General features: G+C 59.4%; 20 protein-coding genes and 1 pseudogene. 6 read left to right on the top strand and 15 right to left on the bottom strand.

Annotated features, from left to right (window positions below; all coding sequences use genetic code 11):
- Positions 1 to 46 precede the first annotated feature (46 nt).
- The 13 genes from AABM55_RS24085 to yaaA form a co-directional block, all read right to left on the bottom strand.
- Complete coding sequence (locus AABM55_RS24085; protein ID WP_054593914.1) at positions 47 to 1,498, bottom strand: mannose-1-phosphate guanylyltransferase/mannose-6-phosphate isomerase; 1,452 nt, start codon at positions 1,496 to 1,498, stop codon at positions 47 to 49.
- A gap of 309 nt (positions 1,499 to 1,807) precedes the next feature.
- Positions 1,808 to 2,461 carry an alginate O-acetyltransferase AlgF gene (locus AABM55_RS24080; protein ID WP_103315726.1) on the bottom strand — a complete coding sequence of 218 codons (654 nt, stop codon included), beginning with the start codon at positions 2,459 to 2,461 and terminating at the stop codon, positions 1,808 to 1,810.
- 14 nt (positions 2,462 to 2,475) lie between these two features.
- Positions 2,476 to 3,651, bottom strand: coding sequence for an alginate O-acetyltransferase (locus tag AABM55_RS24075; protein WP_347927953.1), 1,176 nt, complete (start codon positions 3,649 to 3,651; stop codon positions 2,476 to 2,478).
- An 11-nt stretch (positions 3,652 to 3,662) separates the two neighbouring features.
- Entirely contained in the window at positions 3,663 to 5,141 is a 1,479-nt protein-coding gene (locus tag AABM55_RS24070) for an MBOAT family protein (RefSeq protein ID WP_347927952.1), read from the bottom strand.
- Positions 5,142 to 5,350: 209 nt separating this feature from the next.
- Complete coding sequence (locus AABM55_RS24065) at positions 5,351 to 6,475, bottom strand: mannuronate-specific alginate lyase (protein WP_347927951.1); 1,125 nt, start codon at positions 6,473 to 6,475, stop codon at positions 5,351 to 5,353.
- Positions 6,476 to 6,483: 8 nt separating this feature from the next.
- Entirely contained in the window at positions 6,484 to 7,932 is a 1,449-nt protein-coding gene (locus AABM55_RS24060) for an alginate O-acetyltransferase (RefSeq protein ID WP_347927950.1), read from the bottom strand.
- An 11-nt stretch (positions 7,933 to 7,943) separates the two neighbouring features.
- Positions 7,944 to 9,536: a mannuronan 5-epimerase AlgG gene (algG, locus tag AABM55_RS24055; protein ID WP_347927949.1), complete on the bottom strand. Its 1,593-nt coding sequence runs from the start codon at positions 9,534 to 9,536 to the stop codon at positions 7,944 to 7,946.
- 26 nt (positions 9,537 to 9,562) lie between these two features.
- Positions 9,563 to 11,047 (bottom strand): alginate export family protein, encoded by a 1,485-nt coding sequence (locus AABM55_RS24050; protein WP_347927948.1) that lies wholly within the window; start codon positions 11,045 to 11,047, stop codon positions 9,563 to 9,565.
- A complete protein-coding gene (gene algK, locus AABM55_RS24045; protein ID WP_347927947.1) occupies positions 11,044 to 12,468 on the bottom strand; it encodes an alginate biosynthesis TPR repeat lipoprotein AlgK in 1,425 nt (474 codons plus the stop codon). The genes AABM55_RS24050 and algK overlap by 4 nt, the downstream gene beginning before the upstream one ends.
- 9 nt (positions 12,469 to 12,477) lie before the next feature.
- Positions 12,478 to 13,647 (bottom strand): alginate biosynthesis protein Alg44, encoded by a 1,170-nt coding sequence (locus tag AABM55_RS24040; RefSeq protein ID WP_054593906.1) that lies wholly within the window; start codon positions 13,645 to 13,647, stop codon positions 12,478 to 12,480.
- 35 nt (positions 13,648 to 13,682) lie between these two features.
- A complete protein-coding gene (gene alg8, locus AABM55_RS24035) occupies positions 13,683 to 15,164 on the bottom strand; it encodes a mannuronan synthase (protein ID WP_162491268.1) in 1,482 nt (493 codons plus the stop codon).
- A 74-nt stretch (positions 15,165 to 15,238) separates the two neighbouring features.
- Positions 15,239 to 16,555: a nucleotide sugar dehydrogenase gene (locus AABM55_RS24030; RefSeq protein ID WP_054593904.1), complete on the bottom strand. Its 1,317-nt coding sequence runs from the start codon at positions 16,553 to 16,555 to the stop codon at positions 15,239 to 15,241.
- An 804-nt stretch (positions 16,556 to 17,359) separates the two neighbouring features.
- The gene (yaaA, locus tag AABM55_RS24025) at positions 17,360 to 18,139 is read right to left on the bottom strand and encodes a peroxide stress protein YaaA (protein ID WP_054593903.1); all 780 of its coding nucleotides are present in this window, start codon (positions 18,137 to 18,139) and stop codon (positions 17,360 to 17,362) included.
- Positions 18,140 to 18,444: 305 nt separating this feature from the next.
- Here yaaA and AABM55_RS24020 point away from each other — a divergent pair, with 305 nt between their 5' ends.
- The 6 genes and pseudogenes from AABM55_RS24020 (at position 18,445) to AABM55_RS23995 (ending at position 23,804) form a co-directional block, all read left to right on the top strand.
- Complete coding sequence (locus AABM55_RS24020) at positions 18,445 to 19,569, top strand: polysaccharide deacetylase family protein (RefSeq protein ID WP_347927946.1); 1,125 nt, start codon at positions 18,445 to 18,447, stop codon at positions 19,567 to 19,569.
- 349 nt (positions 19,570 to 19,918) lie between these two features.
- On the top strand, positions 19,919 to 21,310 hold the full coding sequence (locus tag AABM55_RS24015; protein ID WP_054593901.1) for a PhoH family protein: 1,392 nt from the start codon (positions 19,919 to 19,921) through the stop codon (positions 21,308 to 21,310).
- Positions 21,311 to 21,548: 238 nt separating this feature from the next.
- Positions 21,549 to 22,022 (top strand): cyclic pyranopterin monophosphate synthase MoaC, encoded by a 474-nt coding sequence (gene moaC, locus AABM55_RS24010; RefSeq protein WP_054593900.1) that lies wholly within the window; start codon positions 21,549 to 21,551, stop codon positions 22,020 to 22,022.
- Positions 22,019 to 22,261: a MoaD/ThiS family protein gene (locus AABM55_RS24005; RefSeq protein ID WP_347927945.1), complete on the top strand. Its 243-nt coding sequence runs from the start codon at positions 22,019 to 22,021 to the stop codon at positions 22,259 to 22,261. Before moaC ends, AABM55_RS24005 begins: the two co-directional genes overlap by 4 nt.
- A 3-nt stretch (positions 22,262 to 22,264) precedes the next feature.
- Positions 22,265 to 22,717 (top strand): molybdopterin synthase catalytic subunit MoaE, encoded by a 453-nt coding sequence (gene moaE / locus AABM55_RS24000; protein ID WP_103315715.1) that lies wholly within the window; start codon positions 22,265 to 22,267, stop codon positions 22,715 to 22,717.
- A gap of 310 nt (positions 22,718 to 23,027) precedes the next feature.
- A pseudogene (locus AABM55_RS23995) lies at positions 23,028 to 23,804 on the top strand (ABC transporter substrate-binding protein).
- A gap of 148 nt (positions 23,805 to 23,952) precedes the next feature.
- Here the strand turns inward: AABM55_RS23995 and AABM55_RS23990 are convergent.
- Together AABM55_RS23990 and AABM55_RS23985 are read right to left on the bottom strand one after the other, a co-directional pair.
- A complete protein-coding gene (locus tag AABM55_RS23990) occupies positions 23,953 to 24,579 on the bottom strand; it encodes a transcriptional regulator (RefSeq protein WP_103315713.1) in 627 nt (208 codons plus the stop codon).
- Between the two features lie 89 nt (positions 24,580 to 24,668).
- Entirely contained in the window at positions 24,669 to 25,796 is a 1,128-nt protein-coding gene (locus AABM55_RS23985; RefSeq protein WP_347927944.1) for an FAD-binding oxidoreductase, read from the bottom strand.
- Positions 25,797 to 25,822: the final 26 nt, after the last annotated feature.

The raw sequence follows: 25,822 nt of genomic DNA, 5'->3' as shown, positions 1-25,822 counted from the left end.
AGGGCGCGCAGTCGGCTGGACGGAGGCTACTTGTTTTACCGATCAATCACTGGGCGATGGTTTTCACCGACACTCCTCTTTCAATCGGGGTAGAGCGACCGTAGATATCTTCAAAGCGCTCGATATCGTCTTCGCCCAGATAGCTGCCCGATTGCACTTCGATGATTTCCAGCGGGATCTTGCCCGGGTTGCGCAGGCGATGGACCGAGGCGATCGGGATGTAGGTCGACTGGTTTTCACAGAGCAGGAACACGTTTTCGTCGCAGGTCACTTCGGCGGTGCCGCTGACCACGATCCAGTGTTCGGCGCGGTGGTGGTGCATCTGCAATGACAGGCAGGCGCCCGGCTTGACCGAGATGTGCTTGACCTGGAAACGCCCGCCCATGTCCACCGAATCGTAGGAACCCCACGGACGGTAGACCTCGCAGTGGTTCTGGGTTTCGCTGCGACCCTGTTCGTTGAGGGTGTTGACCATCTGCTTGACGCCTTGGACCTTGTCCTTGTGGGCGATCATCATGGCGTCTTTGGTTTCGACCACCACGATGTTCTCAAGGCCAATCACCGACACCAGTTTGCCGTTGCCGTGGATCATGCAGTTGCGGCTGTCCTGGATCACCACGTCGCCTTTAGTGACGTTGCCGTTGGCGTCTTTTTCATGCACGTCCCACAGCGACGACCAGCAACCGACATCGCTCCAGCCAGCCGACAACGGCACCACACAGGCGCGTCGGGTTTTTTCCATGACCGCGTAGTCGATGGAGTTGTCCGGGCAGCAGGCGAAGGTGGCTTCGTCGAAAGTGATGGTGTCGGCGTCCTGTTCGCTACGTTCCAGGGTCAGCAGGCAGGTGTCGTAGATGTCCGGGTCGTGTTTTTTCAGCTCTTCGAGGAAGCGGCTTGCGCGGAACAGGAACATGCCGCTGTTCCAGAAATAACCGCCGGCTTCGACGAACTCGGTGGCGCGTTTCACGTCGGGTTTTTCGACGAAGTGCGAGACCCGGCTGACGCCTTCAGGCAGCAACGCATCGTTGGCGGACTTGATATAGCCGTAACCGGTTTCCGGTTTGGTTGCCGGTACGCCGAACAGCACCATTTCACCGCGCTCGGCGGCTACAGTCGCCAGGGCCAGGGCGCGTTGCAGGGCTTTCTGGTCTTCCAGTACGTGGTCGGCCGGCAACACCAGCATCAGTTCGTCACGACCTTCATTGACCAGCATCATCGCGGTCATGGCCACCGCAGGTGCGGTGTTACGGCCGAAGGGTTCCATGAGGATGCGCTGGGCTTCCAGTTTGCGGTTGCTCAACTGCTCGTTGACGATGAAGCGGTGGTCCTTGTTGCAGACCACGATGGGGCTGTCCATGCCTTCGAACACCAGGCGTTCGAGGGTTTGCTGGAACAGCGTTTGTTCCCCGGTCAGGGCGAGAAATTGCTTGGGGAACTGTTTGCGCGAAAGCGGCCAAAGACGTGAGCCGCTACCACCTGACAAGATCACTGGAATCATGGTGTTACTCCTTCAAAATCGTAATGGGTTAGAGCGACGAGGTTTTGTCGTTTCACTCTTGTTCTTATTTCGTGTCGGTCACCTTTTTGGGGTGACCACAATGCCGGTCGGTCCAAAGACTGTGGCGAGCGGGCTTGCCCGCGCTCGGCTGCATAGCAGTCGTAAAACCGCTGAGCGCGTTCGATCTGGCACACCGCGATCGCCAGATTTGGGACCGCTGCGCGCTCCAGCGCGGGCAAGCCCGCTCGCCACAAGTACTTCACTTGACTCGATACCTAGGATGATCGGCAGGCATTCCGGGCAAATTCATTAACGCGTCGAGACCGGGCGTTTTACCCAGACCGGCGACAGGCTGCTGCTGTTGCCAGTGACGTAGAGCACTGCCGCTTCACCGCGTTCCAGGGCGACCGGCTTCACGTCGCTGACTTTCTTGTCGCCTTCGAACAGCGCCAGGCTGACTTTCACCGGGTTGATTTCACGCTCGCCACGGCTCTTGGCCGCGACGGCCTGGACCACTTCGGTCTTGCCGTCGGCGGTCTTGAGGGTCAGTGCCTTGTCACTGAGGTTCTGCACGCGGACCAGGGATTTCTGCTTGTTCTTGAACGGTGGTTCTTCGATCAGTTGCGGCTGGCCGCTGGCGTTGTTGACCAGGGTGTAATAGTGGTCGGCGGCGAGTCTCAGGGGCAGGCTCTGATTGCCGACCTTGGCGCTGTAGTCGCCACCGGGCATGAAGCTGAAGTCACTGCTGCCCAGTGGCGCGACATCGCTGATGGCGGTGCTGCCGACGCTGGCGCTGACTTCGGCGTTACTGGCGTTGTAGATCCGCACAAAGGTCGAACCTTTCGGTGCGACTGGGCCGTAGAGCGCCGCGTCGCCGCCAGCGAAGGCCTGGGACAGCAGACCCATACCAGCTACGAGGACGAAGGTCTTGGCGAGACGACGAGGAGTTTTGGTGAAAGTCATAGGAGTTACCTCTTTCAGTTTTGCGCCCGGTCGGGCGTCTCGGATTTGCGGTTAATTGCTACGTTTTGCTGGCGGGCACCGGCTTGTTTGAGCTCTGCGACCCACTGCGGGTCGGCGTCGCCGATTTCGTTGTTCACAGGCAGATAACGTTCAGGAAACTCCCAGATCAGCACTTGTGGCGGGCTGTTCTTGAAGGCATCGCTGTTCAGGTAGCTGAGCATCGGCAGGATCGGGCCATGGCCGTCTTCGGCGTAATTGACCACGTCGCTGTGCAGCGCTTGCTTGAGCGCGCCGACGAAGTTCCAGTTCGGGTTGGCGCTGTAGCTGGTGCCGATCAGCGCCACCGGCACTTCGTTGTTGGCGAACAAGGCATCGTCACCGGCAGGCTGGTTCTCAACCGCGTGGGTGTTGCGCTTTTGCAGGGGCTCTGGCGCCGGCATCAGGTTTTCGAACAGCGGGTCCAGCGGCAGGAACAGTCTCAGGTCGCCCTTGTGGCTGACTTGCTCCGCCGGCTCGGTGACAAAGCGCTGCGGCTGGCCGCTGAGCGGGGATTTGTCGGCGATGGTTTTGGCCAGTTGTTCGGCGGCGATTTGCGCGCCCTCTGGCGTCCAGTGCGTGTCGGTGCGCAGGAACACTTGCTGGCCATTCTGCTTGGCTTTCTGCAGCGGACCGAGCAGGTCGGGGGCGAGAATTTTGTCGGCGGCGACACGGGCGTGAAAATCCTTGTAGAGGTCGGCATGGATGCGCGCCGGTTTCACTTCACCCAGGTGTTCCGGGTACAGGCGAGTCTTGGCCGGGACAATCGCCATCACCAGTTGCACGCCTTTGGCTTTCAGGGTTTGGCGCACGCCTTCGACCAGCGCGTAGTTGCCTTGCAGGTTCAGCTCTTCATTGACCACCGGGTTGAATTCTTCATCGCTGTACAACCACTGATCGCGACCGAGCACTACGCCTGGACGACCTTCGTTGAACAGTTTGAAATCAAGTAGAGCCCAGAGGTTGGTGCCCAGGCGTTTGATCGGGAAATGGTCGTCGTAGTGAGTCTCCACGGCTTTGCTCCAGCGGCCGTTGAGCACGGTTGCATCGGCGTTGGTGCTGAAACCAAAGAAGCTGCGCACTGACCACAGGCCCAGGACCATTAGAGTCACGAGGAACAGGGCGATGTAGAACAGGCGTAATGAGCGGGTCATGGTCAGATCCCTCAGAACTGGAAGTAAAGGAACGGCGAGAAGCTTTGCGCCGAGAGTTTCAGGATTGACGCGATGAACAGCAGCAGCACCAGCGCACGCATGGCATAACGCGGCCAGTCCGCGACCCAACTGGCCGCCAACACCTGGGCGTCACCGTTGACAGGGTTGTTCGCCGTGGCGTCGAGCCGCGCCGCAGGCCGGTTGCGGTAGAAGTCCCGCAGGCCGAAGAACGCCAGCGTGGCGTACGCCACTGCCAGGGTCGCGACTTGCAGGCCGGTGAGGCTGGCGCGGTTGAGTTCCGACAGCGACCACTCGCTGAAGCTGAACATTGCACCGTACATGCGAGCGGCAACGTGCAGGTTTTCCGCACGGAAAATCACCCAGCCCATCACCACCAGCAGGAAGGTCAGCGCCCAGCGGATCGGGTTGAAACTGCGTGGCGAGGTGTTCAGGCCGATGGCTTTTTCGATCGCCAGCCACATGCCGTGCCACGCACCCCAGACGATGTAGGTGATATTCGCGCCGTGCCACAGGCCACCGAGCAGCATGGTCAGGAACAGGTTGCGGTAGGTGATCAGTGTGCCTTTGCGGTTACCGCCCAAGGTGATGTAGAGGTAGTCGCGCAGCCAGGTCGACAGGCTGATATGCCAGCGGCGCCAGAACTCGGTGATCGACTGGCTGATGTACGGCTGCTTGAAGTTTTCCATGAAGCGAAAACCCATCATCAGGCCCAGGCCGATGGCCATGTCGCTGTAGCCGGAGAAGTCGAAATACAGCTGCGCGGTGTAGGCGAGTGCGCCGAGCCAGGCATCGCCCGTGGTCGGGTTTTGCAGGGCGAAGCAATGGTCGGCGACCACCGCCAGGGTGTCGGCGATGAACACCTTCTTGATGAAACCCTGCATGAACCGCGTCGCGCCCTCGGAGAATTTGTCGAGGGTGTGAGTGCGGTTGTTGAACTGATCGGCCAGGTCGCGAAAGCGCAACACCGGGCCGGCGATCAGGTGCGGGAAGATCGCCACGAACGCCGCGAAGTCGATCAGGTTGCGGGTCGCCGGGGTATCGCCGCGGTAGACGTCGATGATGTAGCTGATGGACTCGAAGATGTAGAACGAGATTCCGATCGGCAACAGCACGTGGGTCAGGATGAACGGCGACAGGCCCATGGAGCTCATGATCGCGTTGATGCTGTCGACCCCGAAGTTGGCGTACTTGAAATAGCCGAGGATGCACAGGTCCACCGCCACGCCGAGCAACAGCCAGCGCTGCGCCGGTTTGCTCCGTACGCCGGCCGCCCCGACTTTCAGGCCGATCCAGTAGTTCCACAGCGTGACGCCGGCGAACAGTGCCAGGAAGTCCACGCGCCACCAGGCATAAAACACATAGCTGGCGATCAGTAGCAGCAGGTTGCGATAGCGTTGCCCGCTCAAGTAGTACAAGCCGAGAAAGATCGGCAAGAACAAAAACAGGAACACATTGGATGAAAACACCATCCTGATCTCTCCTTGTGTAACCAACAGTCAAGGGCCAACGGCCCCCCCAAACCCCCCGTGAAAAACCGGAAGGTTGTATTGCATTCGATCCCGTCACGCCCCCCGTAGGAGCAAGGCTTGCCCGCGATGGCCGCAACGCGGTGTAGCAGATGGACCGCGTCATCGTTCATCGCGGGCAAGCCTTGCTCCTACGGGTTTTGCGTCTCGGCTTATGAACCTTTGTTGCCCTTTTCATGGCTTGGGTCGTAGACCTTGGTCAAATCCCCACCCAGTCGAAAGCTCTTGAACGGCTGCATCGCATGCTTGCGTTCCAGCACATCGGTCGGGCAGGTGTAGAGCGTGCAGAAGGGTTCGAGCCAGGCGAATTTCGAGTCGACTTTGAGGTCGGTCATGTCCTGTTCCTTGCCGTTCTTCTGCTCGAACGTTTGCGGGTCTTTCACCCCGGCGAGCACCCGGTCACCGAGGCGTTTCAGTGCGCCGTTGTTTTCCTGGCGCAAGTCCACACCGTTGGCCTGAGCGAAACTGGCGATCATCGCCAGCGGTGGCAGGGCGTAGTTGTGATAGGCCAGGGCCCGTTGCTGACGCTTGAGTTCGTTGGGCAGGAAACCCTGGGCGTCGACCTGATTGGCGCCGACCTTGTATTCCTTCACGGCCCAGTCGAACAGGTCGTGGCGGTTGGTCGCGACCGACGTTGCCATCACCGACCAGGCGGCCCAGTACGAGTGGTTGTTGGTTTGTTCGAGCGGCAGGTTGTCCCAGTCGCTGACCACCTGATCGGCCATCTTGCTGAACCACGCCTCGATCACTTGGGCTTCCTGCTGATGCGTTGCCAGCGGATGAGAGTCGGAGAACTTCAGGCGGATGTAGGCCGAAGCCATGCTGCCCAGCGCCCATTTGCGCATCGACTTGCCGGTGTGGTTGAAGTCCCTGGACATCAACGCATCGGCCTTGGCCCAGGCGGTAAGCCAGTTGAGCGTGCATTCCAGCTGTTCCGGACGACCGTCGCGCATGAACTGCATCACCCGTTTGCTGGTGCCGCGTTCGAGTGTGGTGATGTCGGCGGTGGTGTCGCGGAAGGCTTTTTCCGACGCGACGTTGAGGGTCGAACGTGCCTTGTCGGAGCCTTCGTATTTGCTGCGAAATTGCAGGGCGCCGGTGTACGGCGTCGGCATCGCATCGCAGCCTTCGCTGCTGTCGCCGTTCTTGAATTTATCCACAGGCGCAAAATAGCCCTGCGGCGGACGCAGTGGCGCGGCTGCGTGGGTCGCCCCGGCGAACATCGCCAGGCTCAAGAGCGTAGGTGCAAGCAGGGTTTTCAGTTTCTGATTTCGCATAACAGACCTCATTGCCCGACCTGAGCGGTACGTTGCTCGGCGCCTGGGAACACGTTGCGTTTGCAGATTTTCGCTTCGACTTTTTGTGGCGCAGCACCCGCTTCCGGGCCCTGGATTTCGACCGCCAACAGGTTCTGCGTGGCCCAGTCTTCATCGGTGCGCAATTCAAAGGCGAAACGCCCGTCGGTATCTGCGGTGTGGGGTTTGTCGATCTTGATGTCTTCGTGGCGACCGTTCATGTACCAGAGAGTGGCTTGCAGGGTTTTCACCGATGGATCGGCGAAACGGATGTCGACCTGATGGTCGCTGTTGCGCAGGTCGATGTTCTTGCTGTTGACCATCAACTCGTTTTTGCCCGGCTTGAGCGTGGCGCTGCCGGACATCCGTGCCTCTTTGCCTTCGCAGCCGTTATCGAGCAGCGCCATCATCTGGCGGTAGATGGTTTGCTGGTCGAGGCGATAGAGCGGCGAGAATTCCCAGATGAGGATTTTCGGCGGCTTCTTCTGGAAGTCTTCACTGCCCAGGTACTGCAGCATCGAACCTTCCAGACCACCGCCGGGGAAAGCGACGTTGAGAATGTCGGCACCGATGGCCTCTTCGAGGAACCCGGCGAAGTTGTAGTTCTTGCCGCTGTGGCTGGTGCCGACCAGGGTAATTTCCGGGTTGCCGGAATCGCCGAACAGGTCGCCGTCTGCCGCTTCGCCTTTAGGCTCGGTGGTGAACTGGTCCATGTACTGGATCGCGTAACTGGTACCGCAGAGCTGCCCGGCCATGTTGTGCAGGGTGCCGGTCTTGCCCATGCGCCCGGACCGCTTGGTCTCGAATTCGCGCTTGGGAATGCCGGCGAAGGCCGGGAGCTGCTTGACCTTCTCGGCGACGATTTTCGCCGTGCGCTGGGCACCGTAAGGCGTCCAGTGCTGGTCGCCACGGAAGTAGAAATCGTGGGCGGGCAGGGTGTCTGGCAGCGATTCGTTAGTCAGTGGCGACAGGTCCGGCACCACATAGCCCATCTCGGCAAAACGCCCGAGCATGCCCTGGTAGTTTTTCAGCGCCTTGTCGTAATCGAACGCGGCTTTTTCTTGCGGGTTGAGCTTGTTGCGGTTCACCAGACCACGGGTCGGCTGATACACCACCACCAGTTCAACACCTTTGCTCTTGAAGGCGTCGTGCAGTTGCTTGAGCCGGCGATAGCCTTCGGGCGTGGTGTTGAATTCGGTGCGCAGGTCTTCCTGGGTGCGGAACAACCAGTCGCCTTGCGCTTGCACCAGGGTGGTGAAGTTTTGCTGATAACGCGTGGTGTAGTTCTTCGCGTCGTGCGCTTCCGGGCATAGGTTGCAGCAGGGTTCGGCGCTGAAGTTCGGTGCCTTGGCGTCGTCTGCACTCGCCGTAAAGCTTACGGCAGACATCGCGGCAGTCAGGCCGGCGAGGCTGAACAGTTTGATCAAATGGGGTTTCATGAAAGTCATCCTCAGTCGCGCATTTCGGTCTGGCGTTCGACGGGGTCGATCAGCACGGCTTTCTGTTGGCGCACCAGCAGGTCGAGGATTTCGTCCTGGCGTTCGCCAAGGATTCCCGAGAAGCTGATGCCACTGGATTTGGTCGGGGCGAGCATCGACACCCGGTACAGCTCGACGCTCAATGGCGAGTCGATGGACAGCGGTCCGCTGCCATTGGCCGCCAGTTCGCCGCCGACGACGATCAGCGAGACCTCGGCATCGAACGGGTCGAGCTTGATGTCGCGGTCGGTGTCGGTGAGGTCCTTGATGTGCCCGTAGACCCCGGTCAGGCCGTTGTTCATGGCGACGTTTTCGTAGAGGCGAATGTTCACGCTGTTACGAATGCGGATGCCGTGGCGCTGGTTGCTGATCACCTTGTTGCCCCACAGCAGGTTGTCGGCGCTCTCGTAGAGGGTGATGCCGTCGGTGTGGTTGCGGTAGATCTCGTTGTAGGCGATCAGGTTGTTGACGCTGTTACGGTCGATCACCAGCCCCGAGAGGTGGTTGTCGTAACTGCGGTTGTTGAAGATGAAGCTGTCGTTCACTTCGCGGGAAATGATGATGCCGTGCTTCTTCTTCGTTCCATGCACCGTGTTGTCGGCGATGATCAAGCCGTGTGAACGGTCGTGGGGGTCGATGCCGTAGACGATGTTGTCGCGGTAGGTGTTGCCCTTGACCACGAAGTCGCGGGTTTCATAGCAGTAGAAGCCGTACCACATGTCCGAGAACTCTGAGCCGATGATCCAGCCGGTCGGTTCCGGGCGCTTGAGTACCTTGGCCATGTTCGGCGTGTACTGGGAAATACTCACCCCGTAGGACTTACTGTTGGAGTAACCGAAACTGGCCAGCTTGCTGTTGACGATGTAGGTCTGCGTGCCGCCCCAGGACAGCAGGAACGGACGGAAGTCCTTGGGTGAACGGAAGCTCGCCGGGCCGTTGTCCTTCTCGCGCCAGCCGGTGATTTTGCTGTCACGCACAAACAGCTGGCCGTCGTTGACTATGAACGAACCGGCCTCTTCGGACAGACGCAACTCCTGGGTCTGTTGGTCGATTTCGAGGATGCCTTTTTGCCCGACCACGATCGGCAACCTGGCGAGGAACACGCCGGGCGAGGTCTCGCTGAAGTATTGCTTGGGCAGCTTCTGAGTCAGGTCCTTGAGGTTGACGTAACCGTCGTCGATGAAGATCGCCTGAGGAATGCCGTGTTGACGTACCACCCATTCAGCCATCTTGTTATCGCCGCCGATGAAGTCCTTCAAGGCGTCTTCCTGCATCATCCGGCGCACGCTGACTTTGCCGGCCTTGCTGCGCACGATCTTCGCCGCGACGGCTTGCGCGGTGTAGCCGGACAGGTCGGGCAGTTTTGGTGCCGCCAGTTCCAGTGATGCGGTCGGAGCGCTGCTGACGGTATAGGTCTTGGCCTGTTGCAGTCCTTTGGCCACGATCGCTTGCTGCCCTTTTGGGGCAGGAGCTGCCGGCTCAACGCTGGCGAACACCGCTGAGCTGGTCAGCAGCATCGCGCCGACCAGCAGGCTGAGCGAGCCTTTGAGCGCAGGGTTGTTCATCTGGGGCACTCCCTTGGCGGCTCGCATCAGAAGCGCCAGATCACGTCGATGAACGCACGGTGCATGTACGAGTCGACCTGTTTGCCGTAGGCATCGCCCGGCTTGAACACACCGCCACGAAAGCGCACCAGCGCCGAGGGCTCATCGATTGACTGACTCAAACCGGCCGGCAGCAGGCCTTGCTTGAAGTACTTGGTGACCACCAGATCCACTTCCTGGCCGAGGTCGGTCTTGCCATCCACCAGCGGCAACGAGGTGCTGGACAGCAGCGCGCCGGTGACGTCGTCGTAGTTGTTCTCGACGGCGTTGATGCCGTTGCTGCCGACCGGCTTGTTGCCGTCGACGCGCCAGAACTTGTGGTAGACCAGGCTGGCGTCGTAATCGTCCTGCAGCATCCAGGAGCCGAACAGCGTGGCGCTCTGCATGTTGTTCATGTCGCTACGGAAGGCCTCGCCAAAGCGGTGAACCCGCGAGCGCGTACCGGTGTAGTTCGAGCGGTTACTCTGTAAACCGTTTTGCTCGTAATCGGCGCTGGCACGGGCGTAGGCCGCGCCGACTTGCCATTGCGGATCGAGGCGCAGACGCACGCCGAGGTCGGTGGCCCAGCCGCTGACGTCGCCGTTTTTCGAGGCATCGATCGGGCGGCTGCCATCGGCATTCAATGGATTCACGGTGTCACGGTTGCCGCTCATGCCGGTGAGGCTGGCCCAGTAGTTGACGGTGTTGGTGTTGCGCCAGTTGTAGGCATCGCTGTTGGCTTCCACGCCGAGCCAGCTCAGGTCGCCGTTTTGTTTCTTGGCGAGCGAGTCAGGGGCTTCGCCGGGTGTCGGGAAGTCGAGCTTGCCGTCATCATGGGTGTGATGGGCACGCAGCCCGACCCATTGACCAGGCGTCCATTGGGTTGCGATATCGCCGAACACGTGCAGGCGATCCTTGTCCTTGGGCGCCAATTCGGTGAGGTCGGTGCGGTACTCGCTGAAGCGTTCGGCGACACCGACGTTGGCGCGCAACAGGGTGGTGTCGAAGGTCCAGTTCAGCGCTTCGATGTTGGTGTCGCGCCATTGGCCGTCGTCGTTGCGCAGGCGTTGGCGACCGAGTTTCAGCTGCTCGCCGGGGTAGGGCGTCAGGCCGCTGTAACCGATCCAGAACTCACGCATCGCCAGGTAGTTTTTCTTGCTCTGGCGACCGTTGTTGCCGCTGCTCTGGGCGCCTTGCGTATCGGACTGCAAGGTGTCGGTTTCGATGATGTCGGTCGCAGTCACCGCCTGGCCCATCGCGTAGGCGCTCCAGTTGCCGCTTTCACCGTAGACCCATGGACGCAGGTCCAGGGCAACGCCGTTGACGTCGCCGCCGGGCTTGGTGCCAAGGTCGCTGTCGTCTTCGGACTGGCCAGTGACTTTCACTTCCAGGCCGTAGTTCTTGGTGTCAGTCATCGCGGCCAATGTCGGGCAGGACCACAACAGGGCGAAGGTCAGGCCGATTCCGGCTTGAACGAATGGATTGAGCTTCATAGAGATTCCTCGCCGTCTTTTTCTTGCAGGGCCTCGACTTGCAACGTGCTATGGCTCGAGGCGCCACGTGTGGCCTGTTCCTGTTTCAACAGACGTTGGGCCTCGGCCAGCTGCGCAGGCGGCAATTGGGTTTCGAGTGTTTGCGCCAGCTCAGTGGCTTGCGGGGTGTTTTGTGTCTTGGCCAACTGGCTGAAGACATAGGCGTTGAGCGGGTTGGGCTTGGTGCCCTTGCCTTGGGAAAACAACTGGGCGATGGCGAAGTCGGCACTGTTCTGGCCGTTGCGCGCAGCGGTCAGCAAGTGGTCCAGGGCTTTTTGCGAATAGACCTTGCCCAGGTAGCCACGGCGGTAGATCTGGCCGAGGTAGTAATCGGCGGCGACTTCCTTGCCCACGGCTTTCTGGAAATGTGCTTCGGCGACCTTGGCGTCGGCCGGCACCCACTTGCCTTCGTAGTAGAGTTTGCCCAGCAACAGTTCGGCGCGCGGCTGATCGGCGGCTCGGCCGTTTTCGAGGTATTCCATCATCTTGGCGACGTCACCCAGTTCGGGGAAGTCGTAGAGCAACTGCGCCAGGCTGACCCAGGACGCCGGGTAGCCGGGGGCGATTTGCTCGAGCATGGCTTGCGCGGTTTTTTCGTCCGGTTTGCCAAGGCTGGCATCGCCGAGCACGCGGGCCACGCTGTCCATGCGTTGGGCGGAAACTTTGCCAAGGCTGTAACCGGCTTGCAGTTGCTTGAGCAGTTGCGCCTGTAGTTCCGGTTGGGCACGTTTCTGATAGACCGTGGCCAGCTCGACGTAGCAGATGTCGGTGGTGTTCAGCGACGCTTTGCAGATGCGTTCGACGTCATCCAGGTGCTGGTCGTAAGTGCCTTGCGTGCGATACAGCAGCACTTGCGCCAGACCGGCTTCCGGATAGCGGGCGGCGCGCCATTGGTTGATCTGCTGCTGGGCGTTGATGTTCGGGAAGCTGTGGGGATATTGCAGGTACAGCATGGCCAATGGGATCAGGGTGTTGCCTTCGCCATTGGCAAAGGCTTTCTTCAGCAGGCCTTCGGCCTCGTGTTGCTCGGCTTCGGTCGATCCCGGTTTGGCCACCAGCAGACGACCCAGGCGCGCTTGTGCTCGCGGCGAGGTATCGGCGGCGGCGCGGTAGGTGGCTTCGGCGGCTTTGATCTGCGCCGGGTTGCGGCTTTCCACCTGGATATCGGCCAGCCCGACCTGTGCTTCGCTGTAACCCAGGTCGGCCAGTTGTTTGTAGTTCTGCTGCGCGAGCGCAGTGTCGCCGCGCTTCAGGGCTTCATTGGCCAGACGCTGGTCGGGCAGGCCGGCGCAACCGGCCAGGCTCACCGCAAGAGCGACTGCGCACAGTGTTCCCATGTGGGAGCGCGGTGTTCTGAGGATAGGTGGAGTGGTCACAGGCATGTCCTCCGCTTAAAGACCCGCGGCCATGGCTTTGTCGATCAGCCAGTTCAAGGACGGGCCGCGGTTGCTGCTGACTTCTGCCGGGCGACCGGCGAAGGTGCTGTCCAGTGGCGCGTCAGGCTTGATCTGCACGCGGATGTCGGACGACAGGTCTTCGCTTTTCAGGCTGGTGCTGCTGACGATGGTGCCGGTGCGCGTAGCGTCTTCGCCGGCGATCTGGAAGCTCACTTTCGTACCCGGACGCACGTCAGCGAACTGGCGATAGGAGAAGCGTGCTTCGACACTGGCCTGGCTGCCCTGCGGCACCAGTTTGAAGATCACGTCGCCTTTGCTGGCGTACTGACCGTCGGCGACCATTTGTTGGGCCACGGTGCAATCGCACGGCGAGGTGAGGGTGCCGGTCATCTGCTTGCCGAACAGCTCTTCAACCTTGGCCGGCTGCAACTGGTTTTCGTCCAGATGACCCTTGAGCACGTCGAGCATGCTGGTACTGAACGTCGCCAGTGGCGCGCCCTTGGCCGCAACGCCATCGGTCTTGATCAGGCTTTGTACGGTGCCATCGCGAGGCATGGTGACGTTCATGCCGGAAACACTGACCAGACCGGCCTGGGCGTGGCTGACGAAGTACATGCCGTACACCGATTTGAAAACGAAGCCGAACGCTGCGAGGCCGACGACGAAAATCCCCAGGCTGAAGGTCACTGCCCGCAAGCGCCCGAAAGCGCTCATGCCGTGGCCACCGTCCTTGAGCTTGCGCGCCTTGGTGAAGTTGTCGCGTTGCAGGGTCGCCAGCACGTCGCCCATGGTCACGATGTCACCGGACAGGTGCGACGTGATCAGGTGGCGCAGGGTCGAGATGTCCTGCGGTTCGAGGTTCTGGAACTGGCAACCGGTGCGGCCGGTCTGGCGGTCGAACGAGCGAATCTGTATCTCGACGTCCATGGCCAGGCCGAGGTTGTCGATCAAGAATTGCAGTCGGCCCTTGTGCACATCCCCGACCTTGAGCAGTACTTGGCCGGCATTGAAGCTCAGGCCACCGGCGGACAGGTCGATGAGGCGTGCGTCCACAGGCGTACGGTCGGGTCCGAAGAAGCGCAACTTGGCCGGGATTTTCACCCGGGCGTGTTGGCGTTGGGCTTCGGATTCATGCACTACGTTGATGTTCGCGGCGGTATTCATAGGGGGTATTTCCTCGTTAATTCAGGCAAGGCAGGTCAGACCATCAACAGCAGCACGGCGACGAAGATGCTGCCGGCGGAGAAGGTCATGGTCCGAGACGACCAGGTGTTGAACCAACGTTGAAAGCTGGCCAGATCACGGGTCAATTTGGTGTCCTGACGGGTCCAGGACTGTTGGTCGAGGCGGAAGAACACGTAGATCTTCACCAGCGCGCCAACGATCTGGTTGTAATAAAGAATCGCCGGGTAGGCCGGGCCGATCTTGTGTCCCGAGCAGGAGAGCAACAGAGTCAGGATCAGGCGGGTGATGCCGATCCACAGCAGGTACACGAGGATGAACGCAGTGCCGTATTTGAAGCTGGCGATCAGTGCCACGGTCAGGCCCAGCAGCGAGGTCCACATCGACACGCGTTGGTCGAACAGCACCACCGAGGTGAACAGGCCCAGGCGTTTCATCCCCAGGCCCAGTGCCCGGGAGTTCTGCCGCAGATTGTTGCCGTACCAGCGGAACATCAGCTTGCGGCTGGCCTTGATGAAGCTCTTTTCCGGCGGGTGTTCAACGGTGTTGATCGCAGCGTCAGGCACGTAGAAGGTGTCGTAACCCAGGCGCATCAGGCTGAACCAGCTGGACTTGTCGTCGCCGGTGAGAAACTTGAAACGGCCCAGGCGCCAGTGTTGCAGCGAGTCGCTTTCGACGTCGGCGATGAAGTCCGGGTCGGTGACCACGCTGGCGCGAAATACCGACATGCGCCCGGTCATGGTCAGCACGCGCTTGGACAGGGCCATCGAGCACATGTTGATGTGACGCTGGGCGAAGCGCAGCTTGTGCCATTCGCTCATGATGTAGCCGCCGCGCACTTCGCAAAACTCGTTGGTGGTCAGGCCGCCGACATTGCCGAACAGCTGGAACCACGGCACGGTTTTACGTACTACGCCTTCGGCAAGCACGGTGTCGCCATCGATCACCGCCACGACCGCGCGGTCGTCCGGCAGGTGGCGCGAGATGGCGCGGAAACCGAAGGCCAGGCCATCGCGTTTGCCGGTGCCGGGGATGCGCACGAAGTCGAGCTTGACCCGGTCCGGCGGGTTCATTTTGGCCCAGAGGCTTTTCACCAACAGCTCATCGGACATTTCCACGATCGAGCAGACCACGGTGGTCGGAAGCTCGCACTCGATCGCTTCGCGAATCACCGAGCTGTAGACCTGGGCGGTGGTCAGCGCGTCGATACGAAAACTGGTGACCATCAAAAACACGTGGGACGGGTCTGCCGTCTTGCCGAGCTTGCGCACTTTGCGCCGCAGGTGCGGGTAGACCACGTAGAGAAACAGCATGCCGCGCAGAAAGTGCGTGGCACCCATCGAATAGCGCCAGATACCAACGGCGCCAATCAGGAAAATGAAGTCCTTGGACTGCGAGTCGAAAGTGCTCACAGGCAGCGCCATGGCGATGCCCATCAATAAACTGAGGTAAAACAGCCAACCGGCAGCCTGAAGTAGGCGGTGCTTTAGCCTGTGCATAATCTGCATCCATTGTGTTTCGGCGATGAGCAGTCGTAGGCGCTGGCAGAACCAGCGCCTACGGGGAACGGCGGTTACCAGCAGATACCTTCGGTGCGGCCACTGACGCTGGTGGCTTTGGACATGAAGCCGACCAGGTCGACCACTTGCTTGCCGTGCGGCGCGGTCTCGGCCAGGGCGCGGAACTTCTCGTCGCGGTTGCCGAGGATGATCACGTCGGAGTTGTCGATCACCGAGTCGAAGTCCGAGTTGAGCAAGGACGAGACGTGAGGAATCTTCGACTCGATGTAATCCTTGTTCGCACCGTGGACGCGGGCGTATTCGACGTTGCTGTCGTAGATGCTCAGGTCGTAACCCTTGCCGATCAGCATTTCCGCCAGCTCCACCAGCGGGCTTTCGCGCAGGTCATCGGTGCCGGCCTTGAAGCTCAGGCCGAGCAGGGCGACTTTGCGTTTGTCGTGGCTGGAAACGATGTCAAAGGCGTTCTGCACCTGGGATTCGTTACTGCGCATCAGCGAGTTGAGCAGCGGCGCTTCGATGTCCAGGGAGCTTGCGCGGTAGGTCAGGGCGCGCACGTCCTTCGGCAGGCACGAGCCACCAAATGCGAAGCCCGGGCGCATGTAGTACTGGGACAGGTTGAGGGTCTTGTCCTGGCAGACCACTTCCATCACTTCGCGACCATCGACGCCGACCGCTTTGGCGATGTTGCCGATCTCGTTGGCGAAGGTCACTTTGGTGGCATGCCAGACGTTGCAGGTGTACTTGATCATCTCGGCGACTTCGATGTCCTTGCGGATGATCGGCGCGTCGAGCTCTTCGTACAGCGATTGCAGAACGTCACCGCTGGCCTTGTCGAACTCACCGATGACCGTCATCGGTGGCAGGTCGTAGTCCTTGATCGCGGTGCTTTCACGCAGGAACTCAGGGTTCACGGCAACGCCGAAATCGACGCCGGCCTTTTTGCCCGAGCAGTCTTCGAGGATCGGAATCACCACGTTTTTCACGGTGCCCGGCAACACGGTGCTGCGGACCACGATGGTGTGGCGGGTGGTTTTGTCACGCAGGACAAAGCCGATCTCGCGGCACACCGATTCGATGTAGTTGAGTTCCAGATCGCCGTTCTTCTTGCTCGGTGTACCGACGCAGATCATCGACAGGTCGGTGTCACGGATGGCTTCTGCGAAGTTGGTGGTGCCGCGCAGACGACCGGTATGAATGCCCTGGGTCAGCAGCTCGCCCAGACCCGGTTCAACGATCGGAGATTTACCGGCATTGATCAGGTCGATCTTGTCTTTGGAAATGTCCACGCCAACCACGTCGTGGCCTCGTGCAGACAGGCAACCGGCACAGACTGCGCCGACGTAACCCAAACCAAATATGCTGATGCGCATCGCAATTACCTCTGTATTGATCACGCCATTAAAGGCGCGAAGTTAATAGTGTTCAGCGGTCGAAGTGCACTCGGAAGTGTGGACGGCAGGCGCCACAGTACCGTGTGCAGGCATACTCAATTCCGAGTGTCTAAATAAGTGCACTCAAGGTGTGCGAAACTTGGCCTGATAGTGAAGGCGTGCCCTGAACTGCAGCCGGCATTTCTTTTGAATACCGTGGTGCAAAAGGCTGGTGGTACTTGAAAGTTGGCATAAAGCCAGCAATATCAAGCACTCAGGTGCTCAGGTGAGCACGTTTACAGGGGGGCAGCCTTGGCCTTGTAGGGGATAGTAATGGTGCGTTATCTCCTGTTATTGCAAATAAGTGGCCTGAAAGCAAAGTTGAACATGACAACTTGGCGATAGGGCCTGCACGCTGTGTAAGTTATCTCGTACACGCTCAGAGATAATCGTTACCGGTGGTATGAGCTGTGTATTTTCAGATAGTTCATGGCGGCTTATCCCGATTTTTGAAATTTCCTGAAATATTGCAAAAGATGGCACTGCTCTCATATTGATAGCACTTGCCGTTTCGACCTTTATTAATGGGGAGTTAATTAACGTGAATAGTTTTTTGCCACTACGCTTGAAAAAAATGCGTGCCACTACTGAAAAAATTCACGCTTGTCGAGTGAAAGAAATTTCATAAATGGAATTGATGTGTTTTTGGCGCCAGAAAAATGACGAATTAGGCGGGGGAGATGTAGGGGGAAACCACGTTTCGGCGCACGCACATTGATCAATGTCGTGCGCCATCGTGATGCTTTATTCGGGGGCGTGGTCGCGCAGGAAAACCAGGTTGTCGGGTTTCGACTGTTCGGCGCTGTAACGGTAACCCTGCACGTCAAATTGCTTGAGCGCAGCCGGGTCGTTGATGCGTTCCTGGATCACGAAACGGCTCATCATCCCGCGGGCTTTCTTCGCGTAGAAGCTGATGATCTTGTACTGGCCGTTCTTCAGGTCCTTGAACTCGGTGTTGATGATCCGGGCGTTCAAGGCGCTGCGTTTGACCGCCGAGAAGTACTCGTTGGAGGCCAGGTTGAGCAGCACGTCATCGCCTTGCTCGGCCAGGGCTTCGTTCAGCCATTCGCTGATTTGCGTGCCCCAGAAGGCATACAGGTCCTTGCCGCGGGCATTGGCCAGTTTGGTGCCCATCTCCAGCCGATACGGTTGCATCAGGTCCAGCGGGCGCAGCAGGCCGTAGAGGCCCGAGAGCATGCGCAAGTGTTGCTGGGCGTAGTCGAAATCGGCTTCGCTGAAGGTCTGGGCATTCATGCCGGTGTACACGTCACCCTTGAACGCCAGCAGCGCCTGCTTGGCATTGGCTGGCGTAAACGCCGGGGTCCAGCTGCCGAAGCGTGCAGCGTTGAGGCCGCCGATCTTGTCGGAAACGTGCATCAACTCGCTGATCTGTGCCGGGCTCAGCTCGCGCAATTGCAGGATCAGCTCCTGGGAATGGTCCAGGTATTGCGGTTGAGTGAAACGCTGGGTGGCCGGCGGTGTTTCGTAATCGAGGGTCTTGGCGGGGGAAATCACCATCAGCATGAAGTCGTCTCCTTTAATCGTGCGGGGATTCTAGGGGGTTGTCCCGGTTGACTCCAGCTATGGAAGTGATAGCTGATCGGTGGTGTCGAGTCCTTTGTGGCGAGGGAGCTTGCTCCCGTTGGGCTGCGAAGCGGCCCTGAAGTTTGCAACTTCATCATGTCAGGCAAATCGTGGTCGCTGGCTTTGCGACCGCTTCGCGATCGAGCGGGAGCAAGCTCCCTCGCCACATTGGGTACGCAGGCGCAGCAGGGAGGGTCGCAAGATCAGCTATAGTGCCGCGCGGGTTTTGTTATGGAGACATCCCTTTGCGTATCGCTTTACTGTTTTGTGCCTGGTTGTTCAGCGTGAGTGCCTATGCCGCGCCCAACGACCCTGCCACGCTGGACCGCAGCACCTGGCCGGAGCAACTGGGCAGCCCGACCCTGTTCGATGTCGCCTCACGCGCGGAAATTCTCACCTTCGCCCGGGCCTTGCTCGCCAGTGAAGCGCTGGATGAAGCTGCTTTAAAGCAGCGCCTGGGGTTGCGCATGATCAACCTCGAGTCGATCAACACGCTACGCGCGCGTATGTGGAAGCGTTTGCTTGCCAACTATAACTTTGCCCAGCAGAGCTGTGATCAGGATGCGTCCTTCTGTTTTCTGGTCGAAGACATGGACACCCTGCGCGAGCAGGCCGCCAAGTTCGAACTCGGCGAAGAGTCCTATTACGCCCGCTGGGCCGAGCCGAGCCGGCATTTTCACGAGCGCTATCTGGACGAACAATTGCGCAAGGCCGCTCTGTTTCCACAGACCAGCAGCGAAGTCGAACTGTTTGGCGACTACGAGCGTAACGGCGATGAACTCAACGATCGGCTGTTTGTGCTGAGTTTCGATAGCGCCGCCAACCTCGCGCCGGACAACACTGCGTGGCTGGCCGAGTACCTGCGCAAGGCTAACCTGAGCGGGACCTTCTTTGTGCTAGGCAGCGATATCCAGAACCGCTTGGCACAGCATTCGGTGGCCGAGCTGCAAACGTTGTACTCAAAGCAATGCATCGGGGTGCAGGGCTGGGAGTTCCGCTCCCACAGCCATTGGCAGGATTGGCAGTACTCAGTGACTCGCAGCGTCGAACTGGTGAAGAGCAAACTGCCAGAAAACTTCGTGCCGTTGTTCCGCCCGCCGAACGGCCAGCGTCGCGCCGATGCGCAGGGTTTCTTCAAGGCTCAGGGGGTGCAGGTTGCGCTGTGGGACATCGATCCTGCGGACGGCAGTCGGCAGCTCACGGCTGAGCAGAGCGCACAGCGGGTGCTGACATTGATGCTGCTGTGGCGCCACGGGGTGATCAATTTCAACGCCAAACAGGACGTGGTGAAAACGGCAATGCCCTGGCTGCTGATGCACACCGCGCAAAGCGGGATCGGCTGGGAAGATTGTCAGGAGGCTTTTCGCTGAAACGCGGAACCCAGTAAACAGTGGGGCAGGGGGGATTTCAGAAGGGATTTCGATACAGACGGACTTCCGACTTTAACGGTGCCGGCGCGGCGCGCCAAGGGCTTTTCGTCACTCTGAAAAATAAACTTCAAAAAAGCGTCAAAGTGCTTTTTTCTGTCATGGGTTTTGGAGTATTACGAAGACAGACCGCCGAAACCTGCAACACAGGTGGCGTCTTCCAAGACCCCGTGTGTGCAGTTCACTTGAGTCGTGCAGTTCATTTCAGTACGACAGGTGAATTCGGTGGCCACTTCGAGGCGCAGCACTGTCATGGTATTGCGTCGACTGGCTCCCACAAAGGTGACCGAGTATGGATGATCACGGACGTAGCCCCTCCAACCTGCCAATCCTTTATGTACTCGATACCAACGTATTGATCCACGATCCAAACGCGCTCCTGAACTTCGAAGAACACCACGTTGCCATCCCGATGACCGTCCTTGAAGAGCTGGACAAGCTCAAGAGCGGCCATCACAGCGTTGCGGCCGAATGTCGTCAGGCCATTCGGCTGATCGACAACACACTGGGCGACGCCTCTCCCGAAGACGTTGAACAGGGTGTACCGATCCAGCGCGGAAAAAGCGGGCCCAAGGGTTTGCTGTCGATTCTGATGAGCAAGCGTACCGAGCCGAACATCGTTCTGCCCGAACACCTGAACGACAACATCATCATCAACCAGTTGATCGACCTGCACGCGCGGGACAAGGAACTGCGCGTGGTGCTGGTGACCAAAGACATCAACATGCGCCTCAAGGCCCGGGCCTGCGGGATTGCGGCCGAGGACTACAGCACTGACCAGTTGGTTGACGACGTGTCGTTGCTGCCCAACGGGTATCACAACATGACGGGCTCGTTCTGGGACCGTGTGAGCAAGGTCGAAACCCGTCAGGACCATGGCCGCACCTGGCACCAGGTGCAACTGATCGACAACCTGCCGGCCGTGCATATCAACGAGTTCATCATCGACGAACAGGGATTTGTCGGCTGGATCAAGGAAATCCAGGTCGATAAGCTGCTGATCCTCGACCTGCATCAGGAACCCCTGTTGCACCAGGAAGCCTGGGGCCTGAAACCACGCGACATCTATCAGAGCCTGGCGCTGTACGCCTTGCTCGACCCGGACATTCACCTGGTCAACCTGTCGGGTGCTGCGGGTTCGGGTAAAACCATCCTGGCGCTGGCTGCGGCAATCGAGCAGACCATGGTCAGCAAGCGCTACCGGCGCATCATCGCCACCCGTAGCGTGCAGGGGCTGGACCAGGAGATCGGTTTCCTGCCGGGCACCGAAGCAGAAAAAATGGAGCCTTGGCTGGGCGCCATCACCGATAACCTCGAAGCCTTGCACATGGATGACGAAAGCACCCATGGCAGCGTCGACTACATCCTCAGCAAAGTGCCGTTGCAGTTCAAATCCCTCAACTACATCCGGGGCCGCAGCTTCCAGCAAAGCCTGATCCTGATCGACGAATGCCAGAACCTCACGCCGCACCAGATGAAAACCATCATCACCCGTGCCGGCGCCGGTTCCAAAGTGGTGTGCCTGGGCAACCTGGCGCAGATCGACACCCCTTACCTGTCCGCGACCAGCTCCGGGCTGACTTACCTGACTGAACGCTTCAAGGACTTCCCTAACGGGGTGCACATCACCCTGCAAGGGGTGCCACGTTCGATTCTGGCCGAATACGCCGAATCGCATTTGTAAATGTCCCACCAGAACCGGGCGGCCCCAAAGCCGCCCGGTTTTTTATGCCCGACGACCATCCCCTCCTGTAGGAGCAAGGCTTGCCCGCGATACCGACGACGCGGTCTGTCAGATGTAACGCGTCATCGTTCATCGCGGGCAAGCCTTGCTCCTACAGGGGCGTATCGATTCAACAATCAAACTCGCGAAAAATTGACCCACGGGTTTACAATCGGTGCTCCTGATCAGGAGTAAGGCTGTGCTGACTCATCTCGATTCCCAAGGTCGCGCCAATATGGTCGACGTCACCGAAAAAGCCGTGACGTTCCGTGAAGCCACGGCCGAAGCGCTTGTGCGTATGCTCCCTGAAACCCTGCAAATGATTGTCAGCGGTGGTCACCCCAAAGGTGACGTGTTTGCCGTGGCGCGCATTGCCGGTATTCAGGCGGCGAAGAAAACCTCCGATTTGATCCCGCTGTGCCATCCGCTGATGCTCACCAGCGTCAAGGTCGAACTGAGTGCCGAAGGCCTCGATGCGGTGCGCATCGTCGCCCGCTGCAAACTGTCCGGACAGACCGGGGTTGAAATGGAAGCACTGACCGCGGCCAGTGTCGCTGCTCTGACGATCTACGACATGTGCAAGGCCGTGGACCGTGGCATGGTCATCGAAACCGTGCGCCTGCTGGAGAAGCTCGGCGGTAAGAGCGGGCACTATCAGGTGGCCGATCAATGAAGCTGACCGTGAAGTTTTTTGCCCGTTACCGCGAGGCACTGGGTGTTGATTCGTTGAGCGTCGAAGGTGATTTCGCTTCGGTCGACGATGTGCGTTTGCTGCTGGCGCAACGCGAGGGCGCCGAGGTGCTGAGCGAGCAGAACCTGATGTGCGCGCGTAATGAAGACTTGTGCCAGCTCGACGAACCGCTCGTTGATGGTGATGAAGTGGCGTTTTTCCCCACCGTTACCGGAGGCTGATCGATGGCGATTCGCGTGCAGTCCACGGCGTTTGACCCTGGTGCTGAAGTCAATGCGATGCATGCGGCGAATGTCGGTGTCGGTGCGGTGGTGAGTTTTGTCGGTTATGTCCGCGACTTCAACGATGGGCTCGATGTGGCCGGGATGTTTCTTGAGCACTACCCGGGCATGACCGAAAAGGCCCTCGGCAAGATTGTCGTCGAGGCCGAGCAACGCTGGCCGTTGCTCAAACTGGAAGTGCTGCATCGCGTCGGCGCATTGGAGCCGGGCGAGCCGATCGTCTTCGTCGGTGCGGCGAGTGCCCATCGCCAGGCGGCATTCGACGCCTGCGCCTTTGTCATGGACTACCTGAAAACCCGCGCACCGTTCTGGAAAAAAGAAACCACCAACGACGGCCCGCGCTGGGTGGAAGGGCGCGACAGTGATCATGCGGCGGCTGATCGCTGGAAGAAGTAGTCCCTCAGCGCTCTTGAGTACGTCATCGCGGGCAAGAACTAGGCGTCCCCCCGCTCCTACAGGTGTTGAGTCGACCGCGTATTCGCGAACGACATAAAACCGTAGGAGCAAGGCTTGCCCGCGATGAGGCCAACAGACGCGCCCAAACTCTCTCTGATTCACTGCCCGACCGAGGCGCAAAGAACTGCGCACGCCCGATTGACGGAAAATACATAAAAGTCCAGTATGGAATTATAAGTACAAAAAAGGCGTTTCCCGTTTCACTTTCTTCTGTCTTGCCAAACCAACAACAACCCGCGAGAAAACGAACATGAAGAAGCTCCCCCTGATCGGTGGCCTGGCCCTGAGCCTGTTGGCGTGCAGCAGTCTGTTTGCCGCCGAGAAAACCCTGCGCATTGGTATCGAAGCGGCCTATCCGCCGTTTGCCTCCAAGACTTCGGATGGAAAAATCATCGGTTTCGACTACGACATCGGCAACGCGTTGTGCGCCCAGATGAAGGTCAAGTGCGAGTGGGTCGAGGGCGAGTTCGATGGTTTGATTCCTTCGCTCAAGGTGAAGAAAATCGACGCTGCGCTGTCGTCCATGACCATTAACGAAGACCGTAAAAAGTCGGTGGATTTCACCCACAAGTACTACTTCACCTCATCGCGGCTGGTGATGAAAGACGGTGCGGTGGTTGATGACCAGTACGCAAGCCTCAAGGGCAAGACCATTGGTGTGCAACGGGCAACCACCACCGACCGTTACGCCACGGAAGTCTTCGAGCCCAAGGGCATCAAGGTGGCGCGCTAGAGCAACAATGAAGAGATCTACATGGACCTGGCCGCCGGGCGTCTGGATGCCATTTTCGCCGATACCATTCCGCTGAGCGACTTCCTGTCGATGCCACGCGGCAAGGGCTACGCCTTTGTCGGGCCGGAGCTCAAGGATCCGAAATATGTGGGTGAGGGCGCCGGGATTGCGGTGCGCAAGGGCAACACCGAATTGGTTAGCCAACTGAACAATGCCATCGATGGGATTCGCGCCAATGGCGAATACCAGAAGATTGAAGCCAAGTACTTCAAATCGGATATCTACGGCGATTGATTGATCTGTGGCGAGGGAGCTTGCTCCCGCTGGGGCGCGAAGCGGCCCTGAACTCAGGCAGTGCGCTTTGTCAGGTACAAAGCGTTTGCCGGCTTCACGACTGCTTCGCAGCCGAGCGGGAGCAAGCTCCCTCGCCACATGGCTAATCTCAGCCTTTCAACTCTTTCAAATGCTTGTACACCGTCGCCCGTCCCATGTTCAGCACGTTGGCCACATAGTTGGAAGCGCTTTTGCCTTTGAAGGCGCCTTCGGCGTGCAACGCCAACACCAGCTCGCGTTTGTGCTCGCGTGTCAGCATATTCAGACCCAATTGTCGCTCTCGCAGCCAGTTATGCAGGAAGGTGTTGATGCGCTCCTGCCAGTCGTCGCGAAACAGTGCGTCAGGTTGTGGGATCAATTTACTCGGTGAGAGAAACAGATCCAGCGCCGCCTTGGCGTTTTCAAACAGCGAGATATTCAGGTTGATGCACAGCACGGCAATCGGACGCCCTTCGCTGTCGCGCAGCACGCTGCTGAGGCTGCGGATTTTTTGCCCATCCCAATTGAGCTTTTCGTACGGTCCGATATTCCGCTCGCTGACTTCTTCGCTGAGCATGTCTTCCAGTGCTGCATCGTCACCGACTTCACGTTTGGACAGGTTGTTGGCGATGTAGTCGATTTTCTGCGTGCGCAGGTCGTGCAGCACCACCTCGGCGTGGGGGAAAAACAGCGTGGCAATGGCGTCGGCGATCGCCCGGTAGTTATCCAGTGCGGGATCTTGAAGAGGTGGGGTCATGGGTGTTGCTCCAGGCAATCAGCGCCCTGTAGAAAAAGGGCGCTGGGAGTTTGCCGTAATCGGGGGCAGACGTCACCCCGCAGGCAGGTTCAGCCAAGGCGGGAAGGCGAGAGCATCGCGGCGCTGAGGCCAAAGCGACTGAGCTCTTCCGGCAAGGCTTCGCCGCGAACCAACGCGGCACTGGCCTGGCCCATGGCGGGCGAGGTTTGAATGCCGTAACCGCCCTGCGCAGCGACCCAGAATAGCCCCGGTACATGCGGATCGAAGCCGCTGATCAGATCACCGTCGCCGACAAAACTGCGTAAACCCGCCCAGGTGCGGGTTGGTCGACGGATGGTCAGGGTGGTGGCTTCTTCGATCTGGTAAATGCCCATGGCGATGTCCAGCTCTTCAGGCTGCACGTCATGCGGCTCGACCGGGTCGGCATTGGCCGGCGAACCGAGGAACATTCCGGCATCGGGCTTCATGTAGAACGATTCGTCGAGGCTGACCAGCATCGGCCAGTCGTGGATATCCACACCTTCGGGGCCGGCGAAGATGAAGGCTGCACGACGTTTGGGGACCAGGCCCAGAGGTTTGGCGCCGGCCATCTCACCGAGTTGGTCGGCCCAGGCGCCGGCCGCATTGATGATGATCGGTGCGCTGAAAGTCTGCTGGGCGGTTTTCACGTGCCAGAGATTGTCGGCATCGCGCGTCAGGCTCAGCACTTCGCTATCGGTGTGCACTTCGCCCTGGTTGCGGCGGATGCCGCGCAGGTAGCCTTGATGCAGGGCATCGGTGTCGATGTCCGTGGCGGTTGGGTCGTAGATCGCTCCGTGAACCTTCTCGCGACGCAGGATCGGGATGCGGGCACAAGCTTCGTCGGCGCTGAGCAGTTGCATTTGCGGCACGGTCGCCTTGGCGCTCAGGTACTGATTGTTCAACTCGTTCGGGTCGCCAGTGAAGTCGACCGTCATCTCTCCACGCGGGGTCAGCAGCGGGTGTTCGCAAAAACCGGCAGGCGGCGCATCGAAGAAGTCCCGGCTGGCCTGGGTCAGTGCGCGCACTTGCGGCGTACCGTAAGCGGCGGTGTACAAAGCGGCCGAACGCCCGGTGGAGTGATAGGCCGGGTGGGATTCGCGTTCGAGCACGATTACCCGACCGTGTCGTGACAGCCAAAAACCGCTGGAAGCACCGGCGATACCACCGCCGATGATGATGAAGTCTGCCTGGGTCATGAACGTCTCCTGATGGGCGTAAATGC

Source organism: Pseudomonas helvetica (genome assembly GCF_039908645.1).
GTDB classification, from domain to species: Bacteria; Pseudomonadota; Gammaproteobacteria; order Pseudomonadales; family Pseudomonadaceae; genus Aquipseudomonas; species Aquipseudomonas helvetica.
The sequence above is the reverse complement of the archived record's forward strand: the minus strand, read 5'-3'. Positions and strand labels throughout refer to the sequence as shown.